The organism is Parerythrobacter lacustris (assembly GCF_024626475.1).
GTDB classification, from domain to species: domain Bacteria; phylum Pseudomonadota; class Alphaproteobacteria; order Sphingomonadales; family Sphingomonadaceae; genus Parerythrobacter_A; species Parerythrobacter_A lacustris.
The window spans coordinates 118,182-135,171 of the sequence record NZ_JANKHH010000004.1 but is presented as its reverse complement, the minus strand read 5'-3'; the positions used below and the strand labels follow the sequence as shown (position 1 = coordinate 135,171).

The following is a 16,990-nucleotide window of genomic DNA, read 5'->3' as shown; positions in this document are numbered from 1 at the left end:
CGGCAGTTCGATGATCCCGCTGATCCTGACCCAATCTGAAGCCCATGGAAGATTGGCCCTGCGCCGATGCGGACGCAGCCAATGCCGTCACGGCAAGAACGGATACGAAGCCCCTCCTCATTCTGCCGCCACTCCGTACTCTGGCGCAAACTGCGCGTTGTGCTCGTGGATCCGCCGCTCGAGCTCGGGGCGAAAGTGCTTGATCAGGCCCTGGATCGGCCATGCCGCCGCGTCGCCCAGCGCGCAGATGGTGTGGCCTTCGACCTGCTTGGTCACCTGTTGCAGCATGTCGATTTCCTCGATCGCCGCATCGCCGGTGCGCAGGCGTTCCATCATCCGCCACATCCACCCGGTGCCTTCGCGGCAGGGGGTGCACTGGCCGCAGCTCTCGTGCTTGTAGAAATAGCTGATGCGGCTGATCGCGCGGACGATGTCGGTCGACTTGTCCATCACGATCACTGCCGCCGTGCCGAGGCCGGAGCCGACATCCTTCAGCCCGTCGAAATCCATCGGGGCGTCCATGATCTGCGCAGCCGGAACCAGCGGTACCGAGGAACCGCCGGGGATCACCGCCAGCAGATTGTCCCACCCGCCGGCGATGCCGCCGCAATGCTTTTCGATCAGCTCGCGGAACGGGATGCTCATCGCTTCCTCGACCACGCAGGGCTTCTCGACATGGCCGCTGATCTGGAACAGCTTGGTGCCCTTGTTGTTCTCGCGACCGAAGCTGGAAAACCACGCCGCCCCGCGCCGGAGGATCGTCGGCACAACCGCGATGCTCTCAACATTGTTCACCGTGGTCGGACAGCCATAGAGGCCCGCGCCGGCCGGGAACGGCGGCTTGAGGCGCGGCTGGCCCTTCTTGCCCTCGAGGCTTTCGATCATCGCGGTTTCTTCGCCGCAGATGTAGGCGCCCGCACCTCGGTGCATGAATACATCGAAGTCGTAGCCCGACTTGCTGGCGTTCTTGCCGATCAGTCCCGCAGCATAGGCCTCGTCGATCGCCTTCTGCAGCGTCTCGGCCTCACGGATATACTCGCCGCGGATGTAGATATAGGCCGCGCGCGCACGCATAGCGAAACCGGCGACCAGCGCGCCTTCGATCAGCTTGTGCGGATCGTGGCGGATGATCTCGCGGTCCTTGCAGCTGCCGGGCTCGGATTCGTCGGCGTTGATGACGAGGAAGCTCGGGCGGCCGTCGCGGCTTTCCTTCGGCATGAACGACCACTTGAGCCCGGTCGGGAAACCCGCTCCGCCCCGCCCGCGCAGACCGGAGGCTTTGACTTCCTCGATGATTGCATCCTGCCCGCGCGCGATCAGGGCTTTCGTATCGTCCCAGTCCCCACGCGCCTGCGCCGCCTTCAGCCCCCAGTCCTGGAAGCCGTAGAGGTTGGTGAAGATGCGATCCCGGTCAGCGAGCATTATGCAGCCTCCACCGACGAATTAACTCATTGAAACCCATTCCTAGGGAAAAAGCCAAAATCAGCTTGGGCCATTCAACGAAGGGTGCCGCAATAAAGGTTGTGTACACCATGAATGCTGCCGCTAGTGCAAAAAGCAGATAGCCGAAGATGATCGACATCTTTTGGCCAACATCCCGGTCCCGCCACTGTATCCTTTTGCTATCCGTAATCATGCGAAATAGCCTTGCGAATAGACATAGGCCGCGCCGATCAGCAGCGCGCCGATGGCGGCAAACTTCACGATGCCAGCGATCGCCTTGTAGGCGATGAAGGCGAGCAATGCGGCAACGATAAAGGGTGCGTATTCCATCACCATTCCCCCCGGTAATCGTGGTTGGCGTCGACCATCTGTTTGAGCGTGGTCGGCCCGCCCGAAGGCTCGGACGTGTGCCGGCCCGGCTCCTGCGTCCCGGCCTTTGGCGTCTCGCCCGCCGCCAGCGCGTCGAGCACCGCGTCGAGCCGATCTACCGTCAGGTCTTCGTAATTGTCGTCGTTGATCTGGACCATCGGCGCGGTCGCGCAATTGCCCATGCATTCGACTTCGGTCAGGGTCCACAGCCCATCCGCCGAAACCCCGCCCTTCACCATCCCGCGCTTCTTGCACGCGGCGATGATGTTGTCGCTGCCGCGCAGCACGCACGGCGTCGTGCCGCAAACCTGCACGTGGAATTTGCCGACCGGAACAAGGTTGTACATAAAATAGAAGGTCGCGACCTCGACCACCCGGATCACCGGCATATCGAGATATTGCGCAACATATTCCATAACCGGCAACGGCAGCCAGCCCTGCGTCCCGGTTTCCTCGCCAACCTGTCGCTGGGCGAGGTCTAGCAGCGGCATCACAGCCGATTTCTGGCGGCCTTCCGGGTACTTCGCAATATGCCAGTCGGCCTTCGCCTTGACCTCAGGCGAAAAAGCGAACGATCCCCACCGCGCGCGCAGCTCGGGCGTATCGGGGGCGAGATGACGGTCAGCCATCGATAACTCCAGCTTCCATTGCGCGTTGGCGGAACTCAGCGGTCTCGACCGGGGTCTCGCGCAACACGGTGAACGAATTCAGCGAACCACCCGGCCCGCGAAAGTACATTTCGGCCAGCAAGCCGTTCTGCGAATTCGACAATCCCCAGCGGCAGACATGCGGCCCGAATTTTTGCTCCGACAGATGGCATTCGACCGATTCGGGCGTGCCCAGTTCCTCGATGGCCTGCTTCAGGAGCGCGACTGCCGAATCGGCACCCTTCCCGCGCGCCTGTTCGATCGAAACATCGAAAAACGGATCGCGTATCGCGTAGCGTGCGCGGGTTTCTTCTGTCGCGAATGTCCTGATCGCATCGAGCTGGCCGCTCAAGACCGCCTGACCCACTGCGTCGCGGTTAGAGTGAGCTTCGATCCGTTCCCGCTCGTCCCGCTCGCGGAGCGCGCGCTGCTCCTCGTCCGAAAAGACGACGGGAATAGGCGGAGGCGGGACCATGCCACCGAAAGCTGCGCGCCGCGATACCTGCTCGGCGAGCCTCGCAGCTTCGCGGGCGGCGCGCGATTCAGCGGTCTCGATCGAAGCGACCCAGAGATAGGGGCGCGCCCGATCGACACGTATAACCAGCGCATCTTCCGGCAGCATGCTGATGAAATAGCGCTGTCCCTCTGCACAATCCCACTCGGTTTTCTGCAACGGTGTCGCGGTCTGGTTCGTGAGGCCGTAGTCCCCAGCCACCAGCTCGCAACCGGCCAGAAATGCGACAAGTTCTTCACGCGTCGGTTCGAAGGCGAAGAATTTCTCGTCGCCGAAATCGCCTATGCGAGAGATATTCGCCGCCGCCCCGTCGAGGTCGCCCGCCGACAGTTCCGCGAGGAAACCGGCCATCGCCGGATGCGGCGGCGCCTTGTCAGCCTTTGCATCTTGCGCGTGCAGGGGCAGCGCAAAGAGCATGGCGCAGAATGCCGAGAGGATGATTGCAGATCGACTAGCCACGCGGCAACCTCACCTGCAGATAGCGCCCGACATAGAGGCCGATCACCGCCGCGAACGCCGTCGAAAGCACTTCCTTGACGCTCGGGCTGCCGTGAAACGCGGCGAGATAAGCCCCCACCGCCGAAGCGAAGGCCGCGAATGCCGCGATCAGGATGAAAAGTTCGCGAGCGATCACCGATCACACTCCCCGAACACCACGTCGATCGCGCCGAGGATGGCGGTTGCGTCGGGCAGCATGTGGCCCTTGGACATGAAGTCCATCGCCTGCAGGTGAGAGAACGCCGTGGGGCGGATCTTGCAGCGGTAGGGTTTGTTCGACCCGTCGCTCACGAGATAGACGCCGAATTCGCCCTTGGGGCTCTCGGTCGCGACATAGACCTCGCCCGCCGGCACGTGGAAGCCTTCGGTGTAGAGCTTGAAGTGGTGGATCAGCGCTTCCATCGACTGCTTCATCTCGGCCCGCTTGGGCGGGGAGACCTTGCCGTCGGAGCTGGCGATCGGGCCGGCGGGCATCTCCGCGAGGCACTGCTTGATGATCTTCGCGCTCTCGTAGACTTCCTTCACCCGCACCATGAAGCGATCATAGCAGTCCGAATTGGTGCCGACGGGGATGTCGAAGTCCATCCGGTCGTAGACATCGTAGGGCTGGCTCTTGCGCAGGTCCCACGGGATGCCCGCCGCGCGGATCATCGGGCCGCTGAAGCCCCACGCCACCGCGTCGTCGCGGCTGACGACCGCGATATCGACATTGCGCTGTTTGAAGATGCGGTTGTCGATCACGAGGCTCATCGCGTCGCCGAACAGCTCGGGCAGGCGCGTGTCGACCCAGTGGCCGATATCGACCAGCAGCTTTTCGGGCACATCCTGATGCACTCCGCCCGGGCGGAACCACGCGCTATGCATCCGCGCGCCGCTGGCACGCTCGAAGAAGTTGAGGCAATCCTCGCGCAGTTCGAACACCCACAGGTTGGGCGTCATCGCGCCCACATCCATCACATGCGCGCCGATGTTGAGCATGTGGTTGCAAATGCGGGTCAGCTCGGCGAACAGCACGCGCAGATATTGCGCGCGGATCGGCACCTCGACGTTCAGCAGCTTCTCGATCGCCAGCACATAGCTGTGTTCCTGCGCCAGCGGGCTGCAGTAGTCGAGCCGGTCGAAATAGGGCAGCGCCTGGAAGTAGGTCTTGTGCTCGATCAGCTTTTCGGTGCCGCGGTGGAGCAGGCCGACATGCGGGTCGATCCGCTCGATGATCTCGCCGTCCAGCTCCATCACCATCCGCAGCACGCCGTGCGCCGCCGGGTGCTGGGGGCCGAAGTTGATCGTGTAGTTGGTGATCACCTCGTCGCCAGTGGTGGGCGACTGTTCGAGCTGCATGCTCATGCACCGTCTCCCTTGGGCTTGCGGCTGCGGGTGGCCCTGGGCTTGGTCGCCGGCTCGGTCGCGGCGGCGGTGTCCTTCGACTTGCCCTTGCGCGGCTTGCGATCGGGGCGGCTCTCGGTCGGTTCGGGCGCGTCGCTATCGGCAGTGCTGCCCTTTTCAGCCGGCGAGCCCTTGCTGACCTTTTCGGCGGCCTTGGCGTCGGTCTTTTCGCCCGCGCCGGTATCGCCCTTCTTCTCGGTCGTCTTGGGTTCGTCGACCGGCGAGGTCGCCGCCTTCTCGTCGCCCGGGAGCACGTAGTCCGCACCTTCCCACGGGCTCATGAAATCGAATTGGCGCAAATCCTGCGCCAGCTCGACCGGCTCGTAGACCACCCGCTTTTCCTCCTCGGAATAGCGCAGTTCGACATAGCCGGTGAGCGGGAAGTCCTTGCGGAAAGGATGCCCTTCGAATCCGTAATCGGTCAGGATCCGCCGCAGGTCGGTGTTGCCGTCGAACAGCACGCCGTACATGTCGAACACCTCGCGCTCCAACCAGCCCGCGTTGGGCCACAGCGTGGTGACGGTCGGCACCGGGGTCGCCTCGTCGGTCGAGACCTTGACCATGATGCGGTGGTTCTTCGTCAGGCTGAGCAGCATGTAGACCACTTCGAACCGCTCAGGCCGCGACGGGTAGTCGGCCCCGGCGATTTCCATCAGTTGCTGGTAGGCATGATCGTCGCGCAGCAGCCGCAGCACGTCCTCAATGCTCTCGCGCTTCACCCGCAGCAGGATCTCGCCATGCTCCTCATGCGCCTTGACCAGATAGCTGCCGAGCGCGTTCGAAAGCGTAGCACGAACGCCTTCGTTAGAGCTGATTTTCGGGGCGGAGTGCAGGACGGTCACCGCGCGATCGTCCCGCTGCGGCGGATCTTGCGCTGCAACTGCATCACGCCGTAAAGCAGCGCCTCGGCGGTCGGGGGGCAGCCGGGGATATAGATATCGACCGGCACGATCCGGTCGCAGCCGCGCACCACGCTGTAGCTGTAGTGGTAATAGCCGCCGCCATTGGCGCAGCTGCCCATGCTGATAACATATTTCGGGTCCGACATCTGGTCGTAGACCTTGCGCAGCGCCGGGGCCATCTTGTTGCACAGCGTGCCGGCGACGATCATCACATCGGACTGGCGCGGGCTGGCGCGCGGGGCGACTCCGAACCGCTCCATATCGTAGCGCGGCATGTTGACGTGGATCATCTCGACCGCACAGCACGCAAGGCCGAAGGTCATCCACCACAGGCTGCCCGTCCGCGCCCACTGGAACAGGTCCTCGGTGCTGGTGACGAGGAAGCCCTTGTCGTTCACCTCGATCTGCAGCGCGCGGAAATAATCCTCATCGGGCTGGCGCACGTCTCCGGCCTGAGCGGTCGGAAGGGTCTCGTTCACTCCCATTCGAGCGCTCCCACTTTCCATGCGTAGGCGAAGCCCACTATCAGTTCGAACAGGAACACCATCATCGTGATCCACCCCGCCCATCCGGTGATGTCGAGGCTGACCGCCCAGGGGAACAGGAACGCCGCCTCGAGATCGAAGATGATGAACAGGATCGCGACGAGATAGAACCGCACGTCGAACTGGCTGCGCGGCTCCTCGAATGCGGGGAAGCCGCACTCATATTCGCTCAGCTTTTCCGCGTCCGGGTTGTGCGTGCCGGTCAGGCGCGAGACTCCCATCGGCAGGAACACGAAGGCCGCCGACAGTGCCAGTGCCACGAACAGGAACAACAGGATCGGGAGATATTGGCTTAAGTCGACCACGCGGGAATCCCAGGGTTAAATTCGTGCCCGCCTCTAGGCCCCCATCCGCGCCGGTGCAAGGGCGGGAACTTGCATATTTGGCTATTTCCCGTGCGTTTCACTCACAGCTTCAGGCGACGGATTTGGGTCGCGACGACAGGTTTGCCCTCGACCGGCTTGCCCGCCTCGAACTTGTCCCACTGGCCGTTGCCGATATAATAGAGCGCGCCGTCCGCGATGCTGCCCCCGAGCGGCTCGGTCCAATCCGGATGCGTCTGTTCGAGTGCGCGATGTCCAACGATCCGCGCGCCGTCAGGCGAGAGCGCAAATGCACTGATCCGCAGGGGCGAAGTGCCGTTCTGCACCGCGATCAATTCGCCATCATAACGCCACAAGCCGTCGATCCCGTCGAGGGCTGCAGGAACATCGCTAGCCAGCCGCGCGACAGCCCCGCTCGCGAGATCGACAACCGCAAGGCCATAGCGATAATCACTGACATAGAGCCGCGCGCCGTCGGCGGTCACAGCCAGCCCCTGCGGTGAACGCAGGATCCCGGGGGCGACCAGCACATCGAGCAGCTCACTCTCCGGACGGACGCGGTAAACCCCGCCGCCCAGCGGGTCGCTGGCATAAACCGTCCCATCCGGTCCCAGCGCGAGATCGGACAGGGTAACGCCTTCGGGCGCGGCAACGCCGATAGTGGCGTCCGGGTCGGGTGCCTTCATGAACAGGCCCGAAAAGCGCGCCTCGCTGTCGCTCGACTCGTCGAGATTGCCCGAAGCGATCCACGCGATGTTGCGCGCTTCGTCGGCGACGATGCCCGAAAGGTCGCTTGCACCTGCTATATCTCCGCGTCGCCATTGCCCGTCGGGGGCGTGCAGATAGACCGCATGTTCGGTGATCGACGTTACGACGAAGACTTCTCCCGGCAAGGGCGAGACCACGGATTCGACCAGCCCCGCCTCTGCCGGCACCGTTGCAACCACCTCGCTTGCCGCAATCACCATCGGATACTGGATCAGCAGGCCCCGCGCCGCCTCAGCATGCTCCGCACCGACCAGGTCAGGGATTTGCGTCTGCGCACCTGCGCTGAAGACATGCCCACGGACCCGGAGCCAGGCCAGAGAGGCAAGCGCTCCTTCGGCATCACCCGCCTCAAGCTGCGCATTGAGCAACCGCCGCCGCACGCTGGTGCTGTCGGGAAAATCACTCGCCAATCGCTCCAGACCGGTAAGGTCGTCGATCTGGCCGGTTGCCGCATCGACCGAGCGCCATGCGGGCAAATCCTGCGCCGGAACCGGCGTTGCGATCCCCAAGGCGAGGATCGCAATGGCAACGCGAAACCTCATTTTTTCAGCTGGCTCGCAATCGCCTTGTCCGTCTTCTTGCCATAGGGCGGCTTGAAGCCCGCGATGCCGGCAATATCGCGCTTCGACTGGGTGTAGACCGAGCGCGCATGGCTGAATTCGCGGAATCCTTCCGGCCCGTGATAGCTGCCGATGCCCGACGGGCCGACCCCGCCGAACGGCAGGTCCTCCATCGAGACATGGAACAGCACATCGTTGACCGTCACCCCGCCAGAGATGGTGCGGGTCAGCACCTCTTCGCGCTCACCCGCATCGTCGCCGAAATAGTATAGGCCGAGCGGGCGGTCGTTCGCATTGACGTAATCGATCGCCTCGCCGACCGACTTGTAGGTCTTGACCGGCAAGACCGGACCGAAAATTTCCTCCTGCATCGCCTGCATGTCATCGGTCACATTGCGCAGGATAGTCAGCGGCATCTTGCGCGCGTTGGTGTTGGAGAAATCCTCGTCGGCGGGGTTGATCTCGATCACCTCGGCGCCCTTGTCGCGGGCGTCGGCGACCAGTCCTTGCAGGCGGTCGAAGTGCCGATCGGTGACGACCGAGGCGTAGTCGTCGTTCTCGAGCAGCGTCGGGTACATGTTGCGCACGCCTAGCTCGACCGCCGCGATCGCGCCCTCTTCGCGCTCTTCAGGTACATACATGTAATCGGGCGCGAGGCAGATCTGCCCGGCGTTCATCATCTTGCCCATCGCGATCCGCTCGCCCGCCTGCTCGAAATTGGCGCTCCGGCCGAGCACCACCGGCGACTTGCCGCCCAGTTCGAGAGTCACCGGCACGAGATTGCGCGCGGCAGCCTCCATCACCTTGCGCCCGGTCGCGGTCGAGCCGGTGAAGACCAGGTGATCGAACGGGAGCGAGGAGAAGGCATGGGCGACTTCCGGCCCTCCGGTGCAGACTGCGACCTCGTCTTCGGAGAAGTACTTTTCGACCAGCTCCTTGGTCAAATCCGATGTCCGCTCGGTGAATTCGCTCGGCTTGATCATCGAACGGTTGCCCGCTGCAAGAACCTGCATAAGCGGGCCGATGCTGAGGTTGACCGGGAAGTTCCACGGGCTGAGGATGCCGATCACGCCCTTGGGTTCGAACCGCAGCTGCGCCTTTGCCCCGAGCAGGCTGAGCGGGAACTGCAGCTTGCGCTTCTCCGGTTTCGCCCAGCCATCGAGGTGCTTGAGGCAATATTTGCCGAGATTGATCGTCCCGACGATGTCCGTCATCATGCTCTGCTGCCGGCTGCGGCTGCCGAAATCTTCACTCATCGCATCGCACAGCGCGTCGCCATGATCGACCAGCAGCGCGATCGCCCGCTTGATGCGGTCGCGGCGCACGTCGAGGCTTTCGGGGCGCGATGCGGTGAAGGCCTTGCGCTGTTTGTCGAGGATGGACTGAAGCTCGCTTGCGTGATCGGCGGCCATGATGCTCTCCTAAAGGTTTCGCTTTGCCACCGTTGTTGCGCAGCGGTGCGGCAAACACAAGCGAAACGGGACGACGTACCGAGGCGCGAATACCTATCCCGTTTGCCTTCGCCGCAGTGCAGCACTACAGCGCAGGCTGACAAATTCAGCAGCCAAGGATACACCCCATGCCGCAGTTCTCCGAAGCCGATCCGATCGTCATCCTGTCCTATGCCCGTACCCCGATGGGCGGCATGCAGGGTGCTCTGTCCGATGTTTCCGCGACCGATCTTGGCGCAGCGGCGGTCAAGGCTGCGGTGGAACGCTCGGGGGTTTCGGGCGAGGACTTCGACCGCGTATACATGGGCTGCGTCCTGCCCGCCGGGCTCGGCCAGGCCCCTGCCCGCCAGGCGACGATCAAGGCCGGGCTGCCCAAGTCGGTCCAGGCGACCACGGTCAACAAGGTGTGCGGCAGCGGGATGCAGACGATCATCATGGGCGCAGAGGCGCTCGCCAGCGGCTCGATCGATTTCGTCGTCTCGGGCGGGATGGAGAGCATGACCAATGCGCCCTACCTGCTCAAGAAGCACCGCTCGGGCGCGCGCATCGGCCACGACACCGCCTACGACCATATGTTCCTCGACGGGCTTGAAGACGCTTACGAGGAAGGCCGTGCGATGGGCACTTTCGCGCAGGATACCGCGAACGAGTACCAGCTCACCCGCGAAGACATGGACGGCTATTCGATCGAATCCCTGCGCCGCGCCAATGCCGCGATCGAAAGCGGGGCATTCGCGGGCGAAGTCGTGCCAGTCACCTTCGCCACACGCGCGGGCGAAATGACAGTCGATACCGACGAGCAGCCCGGCAAAGGCAAGCCGGACAAGATCCCGACCCTGCGTGCCGCCTTCGCCAAAGATGGCACGATTACCGCCGCAACTTCCAGCTCGATTTCCGATGGCGCGGCGGCGGTGGTTCTCACCCGCGCCAGCGTGGCAGCCGAGAAGGGGCTTGAGCCGGCGGCGAAGATCGTCGGCATGGCGGCCCATGCGCGCGAGCCGAAAGACTTCACCGTCGCCCCGGTTGGCGCGATCGAGAAAGTGCTCAAGAACGCGGGCTGGGGCGTCGACGACGTCGACCTGTGGGAAGTCAACGAGGCTTTCGCCTGCGTTGCCATGTTCGCCATGCGCGACATCGGGATCGATCACGCGAAGATCAACGTCAACGGCGGCGCGACCGCGCTGGGCCATCCGATCGGCGCGAGCGGCACGCGGATCGTGGTGACGCTGATCAATGCGCTCAAGCATCAGGGCAAGAAGCGCGGCGTCGCGAGCCTGTGCATTGGCGGCGGCGAGGCGACGGCGATCGCGGTCGAACTCGCCTGATTCCCGGTTCGCCTAACTGAAGACTCGGCACTGCCGGAGATGAATGGTATCGTGCGCGCTCTCAACGAGAGGGGAACCACCGTGAAAAAACTGATTCTGATCGCCGGTTGCATTGCGCTGGCTGCGTGTTCGAAATCCGAGGCACCGAAAGAGGGTGAAACTGCAACCACCGAGACCGCTGCTGCCGAAGCTCCGGCTGAGGAGGTTCTGGCCGGCACCTATGATGTGACCGCTGCCGATGGTGCGAAAACAACGGTCACAATCGATGCGGCAAACAACTACACCGTTATGGCCGATGGCAAGGAAGCCGAACGCGGAACCGTGGCGATGACCAAGGACCAGACCTGCTTCAATGCGGCGGCAGAGGGTTCGGCGCCGGTTTGCTGGACCGACGGTGAACCGGCTGCAGACGGCAGCTATGTCGCCACTAATGACGACGGTGAAAAAGTGACGGTGATGAAGCGCAAAGACGCGGCCGCAGGGATGTAAACTGCCATCACCGGTAAATACCAAAGGGGCGGCAATTGGTGCCGCCCCTTATTGTTGGTGGCGGCCGAATAGAGCGGATCAGGGCTCGCCGGCACCCCACAACCGTCCGGCTTCGACCCAACCGGCGCGCCCGGCGACATCGAACCGGCACCAACCGGCTTCGCACTCGCCCAGCTTTCCGACTACTCCCGGTTGGGCGTTCCAGCGCAGTTTGCTGGCGGAACTTGGGCTTTCGCGCATTGCCACCAACCCCTCGCCGACAACCAGCCCGCCGCGCTCGGCGGAGAGCAGGTTGGCGGTGACCCAGCCCTCGTCGCCGTCGTGGTCACGGATCAGCCGCCAGCCCTCGACCACCCGGATCACCTTCACCGGCAGCCCCTTGCGCTTGTAGACCCAGGCGATCTTGTATTCCACGCTCGGCCCGACCCGCATGTTGAGCTCGTCGGTCTTGATCGTGGCCCAATAGGGAACCTCCCGATCCTGCGCCGAGCCGGGAGTCGCCAGGGCGGCCAGGAGGATAAGGGCCGCGGCTAGGATTCGCATGGTCATGCCCTTCCCCTAGAACGAGCGACGGGGGTGCTTCAAGCGGGACGCATCGCTTGCGCAAGCGGCTTGACCGTCAGACGCCCCCAGCTTAGCCCCGCCGACATGGATTCCGCGCACAATCGATCGTCCCGCCGCGTCGAAGGCAGCCCTCGCGTCATTGTCACTCGCCACCTGATGCCGAGCGTCGAAGCGCGCATGGGCGAGTTGTTCGATGCAGTGCTAAACGTTGGCGACGAACCCCTCACCCGCGATCAGCTTTCCGCAGCGATGCAGGATTGCGACGTGCTCGTCCCCACGGTGACCGACCGCATCGATGCCGAACTGATCGCCGGAGCGAGCGACCGGCTCGGCCTGATCGCCAATTTCGGCGCGGGAACCGACCATATCGACCTGAAGGCCGCGCGCGACCGCGGGATCATGGTCACCAACACGCCGGGCGTGTTCACCGACGATACCGCCGATATCACGATGGAGATGATCATCGGCGTGCCGCGCCGGGTCCGCGAGGGCGTAGCACTGGTGCGGAGCGGCGAATGGACCGGCTGGGCCCCGTCGCGGATGCTGGGCAGGCAGCTGGGCGGCAAGGTCCTCGGCATCGTCGGCATGGGCCGGATTGGGCAGGCGGTCGCGCACCGCGCTCGCGCCTTCGGGCTGGAAATCGCCTATCACAACCGCAAGCCGCTGCCGCGGGCGCTCGAATCGATGTTCGGCGCGCGCTATGTCGAGAATGTCGACGATCTGATCGCCGCGGCCGACATTTTGACGCTGCATTGTCCGGCCACCGCTTCGACCATCGGCTTCATGGATGCACGGCGGTTCGGCCTGATGCCGGAGGGGGCATCCTTCATCAACACCGCGCGAGGCGAGCTGGTCGATCAGGAGGCGCTGATCGCGGCACTGGAATCGGGCAAGCTCGCCGGGGCCGGTCTCGACGTCTATCCGGACGAACCGCAGGTCGACCCGCGCCTTCTCGCGCATCCCAATGTGATGACTCTCCCCCACATCGGCAGCGCTACCCGCGAAGGCCGCGAGGCATCGGGCGCCAAGGTGATCGCCAACATCCGCTTCTGGGCCGACGGACACAGACCGCCAGACCAGGTGCTGGATGCGCTGGTCTAGGCCCTATTCGGGCACCCTGCCCAGGCGCTCGATTACTGGGCGCACGCAGCGACTCGACGTGCCCAAGTCGAAATGGGAGCCGGGGAGTTCGAGCGTCTCGTCGCTTTCCTCAGGCAAGCCTTGGGCGCTGGCAACCGAGACGATCCCGTCCCGACGCGACCAAGCGGCTATCGTAAACACCGGCGGTTTGCACGACACATCGATTGCGATCGGCGGACTATCAACCGAATGGTCGTTGACGAGATTGTAGAGCCGCCATGCACGATTGGCGGTCCGAGGGCCCGAAAAAGGGGAACCGAGCGACATGATCATTGCAACATCTTTCGCCGCTGCATGGGCGAGCGCGCGCGCATACAATCCGCCAAGGCTCCACCCGACCAGCAACGGCTTCTTGCCGGTTGCCTCGCGAATATTCAAAACGCGTGCCTGAAGGCTCCCGAACCGCGTCGCTTCGATGCCTGTTTGGAAGGTGATGCCCGACTTGCGCACGTCGAATCCCGAAGCCTCGAGCGACCGGCGCAGATAGGCTGTCGAGCTGTCTCCAGACATCATCCCGGGAATGACCATAACCGGTCGTCCCCGCCCAGCCCCCGATATGGTGACGGGTGGTCGCAGAGGCCCTATCGCAAGCTTGGGAGCGGCGGCAAACTCCCGCCATACATTGCGGAGGGGCGGCGGCGTGGCCGGTCGGTCGCCTGCCGCCACTATCATCAATCCCCGGTCAGAATCCGGTCCACCAGTTCCTTCACCGTGGGGGTGAAGTTGTTCGAATAGAACGGGTCCTGCTTGAAGCGGTAAGCGGCGTGTCCGGCGAAGGCGAGGTTCTCGTCCGGGTCGCCGCCGTGGGCGATGTCCTGCAGGGTCTTCTGGATGCAGAAGCTGCGCGGGTCGGCCAGGCGGCCGGTGGTGTGATCGTCGTGATCCTTCCAGCTCGAGAACTGGCAGTGGCTGAGGCAGCCCATGCACCCCTGCTGGTCGGCGCGGATCTGCTCGGCGCTTTCGGGGGTGACGAAGACCACCGTATTGTCCGGCGTCTTGAGCGGCTCGGTGAAGCCCTCGTGCATCCAGGCGAGCGCCTTGCGCTGGTCGCCCGGATGGACCCAGAAATACTTCGCCTTGCCATGGTCGGAGAGCGGCACGGTGCCCTCTTCCTCGTCACGCTTGAAGATCGGGATCTGGCGCTCGCTGCGATGGATCAGGTCGTAGAGGAACGGCGTCTTGACCGCACTCGAATAGAAACCGGTGGGTGAAAACTTGTGCAGCAGCACGTCACCCGGCTCGACCGTGCGCAGCATGTCCTTCCATACCTGCGGGATCGGGCTTTCGTGCGTCAGTAGCGGCCGTGTGCCGAACTGGAACGCGATCTTGCCCAGTTCGTGATTGTCGATCCAGTCGTTCCATTCGCGCAGGAACCAAACTCCCCCAGCCATGACGATAGCAGTATCCTCCGACACACCCTCGGCGCGCATGGTCTCGCGCAGCGCCTTGACCCGGGGGTACGGGTCTTCCGGCACGCGCGGGTCCTCGGCATTGGACAGGCCATTGTGCCCGCCGGCCAGCCACGGGTCTTCATAGACCACCGCCGCCATCAGTTCGGGCACCTTGGAATAGCTGCGCTTCCACAGCGCGCGGAAGGCGCGCGCCGAGCTGATGATAGGGAGATAATGCACGTTGTGGCGCTGGGCGATCTCGGCCAGCTTGTAGGGCATGCCTGCACCGCAGGTGACGCCGGTAATCAGGCCCTTGCAGTTCTCGAGCACGCCCTCGAGCACCTGCGGGGCGCCGCCCATTTCCCACAACACATTGATGTTGATCGCGCCCTTGCCCCCGGCAATCTCGTGCGCGCGCTTCACCTGTTCGGTGGCACCGTCGATCGCATAGCGAACGAGCTGCTCGAAACGCTCCTTGCGGGTTGCTTGGGGGTAGACTTGGGGGACCGGGTTGCCGTCCTCGTCGTAGCTGTCTGCATTGACCGCGCTGACCGTGCCGATGCCGCCGGCAGCGGCCCACGCGCCCGAACTCAGATGATTGGTGGCCGACACGCCCTTGCCCCCCTCAACCAGCGGCCACACTTCGCGGCCGCCGTAAACGATCGGGCTCAGTCCCTTGAAACTCATTACAATTCCACTCTTTCAGGCAACCTCAGCCGGTTGCATTGCCCGCATCTTGCGGCGACCCTCGGCACGGCTTTATGTCTTTTGGCTCGGGCCTGTTAGCGGCTCGCTTGAACTGTGCATAGTACCCCGCAAGCTCAGGCTTGTCCTTGAATGCCACCAGTTCGAACCCGGCGCTGCGGAATTCGCACGACAACAGCAACGGATCGATCCCGTGCTGGTCGGTCGGCCGGTTGACATCGACCACGATGATCTGTCCGTTTTCGCGGAGCGCGGGCCACATCCGCCACAGGAACGCGTAAGGCTCCTGCACCTCGTGGTACATGTGGACGAGGAATATCCGGTCGAAGCTGTTCTCGGGCAGTCGTGGATCGTCCGGAGCGCCGAGCTTGATCGAGACATTGTCGAACCGCTCGCGCTCGATCCGCGTGCCGAGCCGCCCGAGCGCGGCATCGTCGATATCCTGCGCCAGCACGCGTCCGCCCTTGCCCACTCGGTCGGCGAGGCGGACGGTATAATAGCCTTCGCCGGCCCCGATATCGGCCACCGTCATGCCGGTCTCAATTCCGGCGAGATCCATCACCGTCTCCGCTTCACCGCGATTGTCACGCGTGGTTTCGGTCGAGAACTCGTTCGAGCCGAGCGAGGAAACCGGGCGGTCAGGCTCCGGGAACTGCCGCGAGGATTCGCGGCGATCGGACGCAGGCGGCGTGCAGGATATGGCGGCGAGCGCGACAGGTAGCACGAGAGCGAGGAGCGCGGCGCGGGTCATGGATAACATCTAGGCGGCACCGGCAAGTTGCGCAAATGGCAACGCTGCTGGCCAGAGCACCTATTCCACGTCCTCAACGTCGACGGTCTCACCCGTGACACGCTGCGCCAGCGAGGCGGCGATGAAGTCGTCCAGCGCCCCGTCGAGCACGGCATCCGGGTTTGTCGAGGTTACACCGGTGCGCAGATCCTTCACCATCTGGTATGGCTGGAGGACGTAGCTGCGGATCTGGTGGCCCCAGCCGATATCGCTCTTCGACGAATGCTCGGCGCTTGCTGCCTCCTCGCGCCGGCGCATTTCCTCTTCGTAAAGGCGTGCGCGCAGCATGCCCATCGCGATGTCGCGGTTCTTGTGCTGGCTGCGGTCGACCTGGCTGGCGACCACGATGCCGCTGGGTTGGTGGGTGATGCGGACGGCGGAATCGGTCGTATTGACGTGCTGCCCGCCGGCGCCCGACGCGCGGTAAGTGTCGATCTTGAGGTCGGCCGGGTTGATCTCGATGTCGACCGTGTCGTCGATCACCGGATAGACCCACACCGAGCTGAAGCTGGTGTGGCGCCGCGCGCTGCTGTCGTAGGGGCTGATGCGCACCAGCCGATGCACCCCGCTCTCGGTCTTGGCATAGCCATAGGCGTTTTCACCCTTGAACAGCAGCGTTGCGGACTTGATCCCTGCGGCATCGCCCGCCTGGTATTCGACCGTTTCGACCTTGAAGCCCTTGCGTTCGGCCCAGCGGGCATACATTCGGAACAGCATCTCGGCCCAGTCCTGGCTCTCCGTACCGCCTGCGCCGGCGTGGATTTCGAGATAGGTATCGTTGCCATCTGCCTCGCCGGAAAGGAGCGCCTGTACCTTGTCGGCATCCGCCCGTTCGGCGAGGCTGGCGAGCGTGGCAAGTCCCTCGGCGACGATGTCGTCGTCGCCTTCCGCCTCACCCATCTCGACGAATTCGATCGCGTCGGCCATCTCGCTTGAGATCGCCTTCACCGTATTGACCGAGGTTTCGAGCTGCTTCTGTTCGCGGCCGATCGCCTGCGCTTCCTTCGGATTGTCCCACAGCGAAGGGTCTTGTACGCGGGAATTCAGTTCCTCCAGCCGGCGCAAAGCACGCTCCCAGTCGAGCGACTGGCGGACGAGTTGCAGCGCGGCTTCGATCCGGTCGATATGGGCCTGCCCTTCGGCACGCATGGCGTTCACTCCAACAGATTGGCGGCCCGCTTAG

At 63.8% G+C, this 16,990-nt stretch carries 20 protein-coding genes; 3 read left to right on the top strand and 17 right to left on the bottom strand.

Annotated features, from left to right (window positions below):
- Window positions 1-117 precede the first annotated feature (117 nt).
- The 12 genes from nuoF to NSO95_RS07150 form a co-directional block, all read right to left on the bottom strand.
- On the bottom strand, window positions 118-1,422 hold the full coding sequence (gene nuoF / locus NSO95_RS07205) for an NADH-quinone oxidoreductase subunit NuoF (protein WP_257595507.1): 1,305 nt from the start codon (window positions 1,420-1,422) through the stop codon (window positions 118-120).
- On the bottom strand, window positions 1,412-1,636 hold the full coding sequence (locus tag NSO95_RS07200) for a hypothetical protein (RefSeq protein ID WP_257595506.1): 225 nt from the start codon (window positions 1,634-1,636) through the stop codon (window positions 1,412-1,414). Before NSO95_RS07200 ends, nuoF begins: the two co-directional genes overlap by 11 nt.
- A complete protein-coding gene (locus NSO95_RS07195; protein WP_257595505.1) occupies window positions 1,633-1,773 on the bottom strand; it encodes a hypothetical protein in 141 nt (46 codons plus the stop codon). The genes NSO95_RS07200 and NSO95_RS07195 overlap by 4 nt, the downstream gene beginning before the upstream one ends.
- Complete coding sequence (gene nuoE / locus NSO95_RS07190; RefSeq protein ID WP_257595504.1) at window positions 1,773-2,441, bottom strand: NADH-quinone oxidoreductase subunit NuoE; 669 nt, start codon at window positions 2,439-2,441, stop codon at window positions 1,773-1,775. The genes NSO95_RS07195 and nuoE overlap by 1 nt, the downstream gene beginning before the upstream one ends.
- Window positions 2,434-3,432, bottom strand: a complete 999-nt coding sequence (locus NSO95_RS07185; RefSeq protein WP_257595503.1) for a hypothetical protein — start codon at window positions 3,430-3,432, stop codon at window positions 2,434-2,436. Before NSO95_RS07185 ends, nuoE begins: the two co-directional genes overlap by 8 nt.
- Window positions 3,425-3,607, bottom strand: a complete 183-nt coding sequence (locus tag NSO95_RS07180) for a hypothetical protein (RefSeq protein WP_257595502.1) — start codon at window positions 3,605-3,607, stop codon at window positions 3,425-3,427. Before NSO95_RS07180 ends, NSO95_RS07185 begins: the two co-directional genes overlap by 8 nt.
- Window positions 3,604-4,815: an NADH-quinone oxidoreductase subunit D gene (locus NSO95_RS07175; RefSeq protein ID WP_257595501.1), complete on the bottom strand. Its 1,212-nt coding sequence runs from the start codon at window positions 4,813-4,815 to the stop codon at window positions 3,604-3,606. The genes NSO95_RS07180 and NSO95_RS07175 overlap by 4 nt, the downstream gene beginning before the upstream one ends.
- The gene (locus NSO95_RS07170) at window positions 4,812-5,696 is read right to left on the bottom strand and encodes an NADH-quinone oxidoreductase subunit C (RefSeq protein WP_257595500.1); all 885 of its coding nucleotides are present in this window, start codon (window positions 5,694-5,696) and stop codon (window positions 4,812-4,814) included. The genes NSO95_RS07175 and NSO95_RS07170 overlap by 4 nt, the downstream gene beginning before the upstream one ends.
- Window positions 5,693-6,241, bottom strand: a complete 549-nt coding sequence (locus NSO95_RS07165) for a NuoB/complex I 20 kDa subunit family protein (RefSeq protein ID WP_257595499.1) — start codon at window positions 6,239-6,241, stop codon at window positions 5,693-5,695. The genes NSO95_RS07170 and NSO95_RS07165 overlap by 4 nt, the downstream gene beginning before the upstream one ends.
- Entirely contained in the window at window positions 6,232-6,606 is a 375-nt protein-coding gene (ndhC, locus tag NSO95_RS07160) for an NADH-quinone oxidoreductase subunit A (RefSeq protein ID WP_257595498.1), read from the bottom strand. The genes NSO95_RS07165 and ndhC overlap by 10 nt, the downstream gene beginning before the upstream one ends.
- A gap of 101 nt (window positions 6,607-6,707) precedes the next feature.
- Window positions 6,708-7,934, bottom strand: coding sequence for an SMP-30/gluconolactonase/LRE family protein (locus NSO95_RS07155; RefSeq protein ID WP_257595497.1), 1,227 nt, complete (start codon window positions 7,932-7,934; stop codon window positions 6,708-6,710).
- Entirely contained in the window at window positions 7,931-9,364 is a 1,434-nt protein-coding gene (locus tag NSO95_RS07150) for a coniferyl aldehyde dehydrogenase (protein WP_257595496.1), read from the bottom strand. Before NSO95_RS07150 ends, NSO95_RS07155 begins: the two co-directional genes overlap by 4 nt.
- Before the next feature lie 167 nt (window positions 9,365-9,531).
- Here NSO95_RS07150 and NSO95_RS07145 point away from each other — a divergent pair, with 167 nt between their 5' ends.
- Together NSO95_RS07145 and NSO95_RS07140 are read left to right on the top strand one after the other, a co-directional pair.
- Window positions 9,532-10,728 (top strand): thiolase family protein, encoded by a 1,197-nt coding sequence (locus NSO95_RS07145; protein ID WP_257595495.1) that lies wholly within the window; start codon window positions 9,532-9,534, stop codon window positions 10,726-10,728.
- Between the two features lie 39 nt (window positions 10,729-10,767).
- Complete coding sequence (locus tag NSO95_RS07140; protein ID WP_257595494.1) at window positions 10,768-11,217, top strand: hypothetical protein; 450 nt, start codon at window positions 10,768-10,770, stop codon at window positions 11,215-11,217.
- A gap of 78 nt (window positions 11,218-11,295) precedes the next feature.
- Here the strand turns inward: NSO95_RS07140 and NSO95_RS07135 are convergent, their stop codons facing one another.
- Entirely contained in the window at window positions 11,296-11,766 is a 471-nt protein-coding gene (locus tag NSO95_RS07135; protein WP_257595493.1) for an SH3 domain-containing protein, read from the bottom strand.
- A gap of 99 nt (window positions 11,767-11,865) precedes the next feature.
- Here NSO95_RS07135 and NSO95_RS07130 point away from each other — a divergent pair, with 99 nt between their 5' ends.
- A complete protein-coding gene (locus NSO95_RS07130) occupies window positions 11,866-12,882 on the top strand; it encodes a 2-hydroxyacid dehydrogenase (RefSeq protein ID WP_436278026.1) in 1,017 nt (338 codons plus the stop codon).
- A gap of 3 nt (window positions 12,883-12,885) precedes the next feature.
- On the opposite strand, the gene NSO95_RS07125 is transcribed toward NSO95_RS07130, so the two are convergent.
- The 4 genes from NSO95_RS07125 to prfB form a co-directional block, all read right to left on the bottom strand.
- Window positions 12,886-13,449 carry an alpha/beta fold hydrolase gene (locus tag NSO95_RS07125; RefSeq protein ID WP_257595491.1) on the bottom strand — a complete coding sequence of 188 codons (564 nt, stop codon included), beginning with the start codon at window positions 13,447-13,449 and terminating at the stop codon, window positions 12,886-12,888.
- A 143-nt stretch (window positions 13,450-13,592) separates the two neighbouring features.
- Entirely contained in the window at window positions 13,593-14,999 is a 1,407-nt protein-coding gene (locus NSO95_RS07120) for an NAD(P)H-dependent flavin oxidoreductase (RefSeq protein WP_257595490.1), read from the bottom strand.
- A 25-nt stretch (window positions 15,000-15,024) separates the two neighbouring features.
- Entirely contained in the window at window positions 15,025-15,768 is a 744-nt protein-coding gene (locus tag NSO95_RS07115) for a class I SAM-dependent methyltransferase (RefSeq protein ID WP_257595489.1), read from the bottom strand.
- A 60-nt stretch (window positions 15,769-15,828) separates the two neighbouring features.
- Window positions 15,829-16,956, bottom strand: a complete 1,128-nt coding sequence (gene prfB / locus NSO95_RS07110; RefSeq protein ID WP_257595488.1) for a peptide chain release factor 2 — start codon at window positions 16,954-16,956, stop codon at window positions 15,829-15,831.
- Window positions 16,957-16,990 lie beyond the last annotated feature (34 nt).

Coding starts and splice junctions, on each gene's coding strand:
- nuoF (WP_257595507.1), bottom strand. CDS start 1,422: ATGCTCGCTGACCGGGATCGCATCTTCACCAACCTCTACGGCTTCCAG.
- NSO95_RS07200 (WP_257595506.1), bottom strand. CDS start 1,636: ATGATTACGGATAGCAAAAGGATACAGTGGCGGGACCGGGATGTTGGC.
- NSO95_RS07195 (WP_257595505.1), bottom strand. CDS start 1,773: ATGGAATACGCACCCTTTATCGTTGCCGCATTGCTCGCCTTCATCGCC.
- nuoE (WP_257595504.1), bottom strand. CDS start 2,441: ATGGCTGACCGTCATCTCGCCCCCGATACGCCCGAGCTGCGCGCGCGG.
- NSO95_RS07175 (WP_257595501.1), bottom strand. CDS start 4,815: ATGAGCATGCAGCTCGAACAGTCGCCCACCACTGGCGACGAGGTGATC.
- NSO95_RS07165 (WP_257595499.1), bottom strand. CDS start 6,241: ATGGGAGTGAACGAGACCCTTCCGACCGCTCAGGCCGGAGACGTGCGC.
- NSO95_RS07155 (WP_257595497.1), bottom strand. CDS start 7,934: ATGAGGTTTCGCGTTGCCATTGCGATCCTCGCCTTGGGGATCGCAACG.
- NSO95_RS07150 (WP_257595496.1), bottom strand. CDS start 9,364: ATGGCCGCCGATCACGCAAGCGAGCTTCAGTCCATCCTCGACAAACAG.
- NSO95_RS07145 (WP_257595495.1), top strand. CDS start 9,532: ATGCCGCAGTTCTCCGAAGCCGATCCGATCGTCATCCTGTCCTATGCC.
- NSO95_RS07140 (WP_257595494.1), top strand. CDS start 10,768: ATGAATGGTATCGTGCGCGCTCTCAACGAGAGGGGAACCACCGTGAAA.
- NSO95_RS07135 (WP_257595493.1), bottom strand. CDS start 11,766: ATGACCATGCGAATCCTAGCCGCGGCCCTTATCCTCCTGGCCGCCCTG.
- NSO95_RS07130 (WP_436278026.1), top strand. CDS start 11,866: ATGGATTCCGCGCACAATCGATCGTCCCGCCGCGTCGAAGGCAGCCCT.
- NSO95_RS07125 (WP_257595491.1), bottom strand. CDS start 13,449: ATGGTCATTCCCGGGATGATGTCTGGAGACAGCTCGACAGCCTATCTG.
- NSO95_RS07120 (WP_257595490.1), bottom strand. CDS start 14,999: ATGAGTTTCAAGGGACTGAGCCCGATCGTTTACGGCGGCCGCGAAGTG.
- NSO95_RS07115 (WP_257595489.1), bottom strand. CDS start 15,768: ATGACCCGCGCCGCGCTCCTCGCTCTCGTGCTACCTGTCGCGCTCGCC.
- prfB (WP_257595488.1), bottom strand. CDS start 16,956: ATGCGTGCCGAAGGGCAGGCCCATATCGACCGGATCGAAGCCGCGCTG.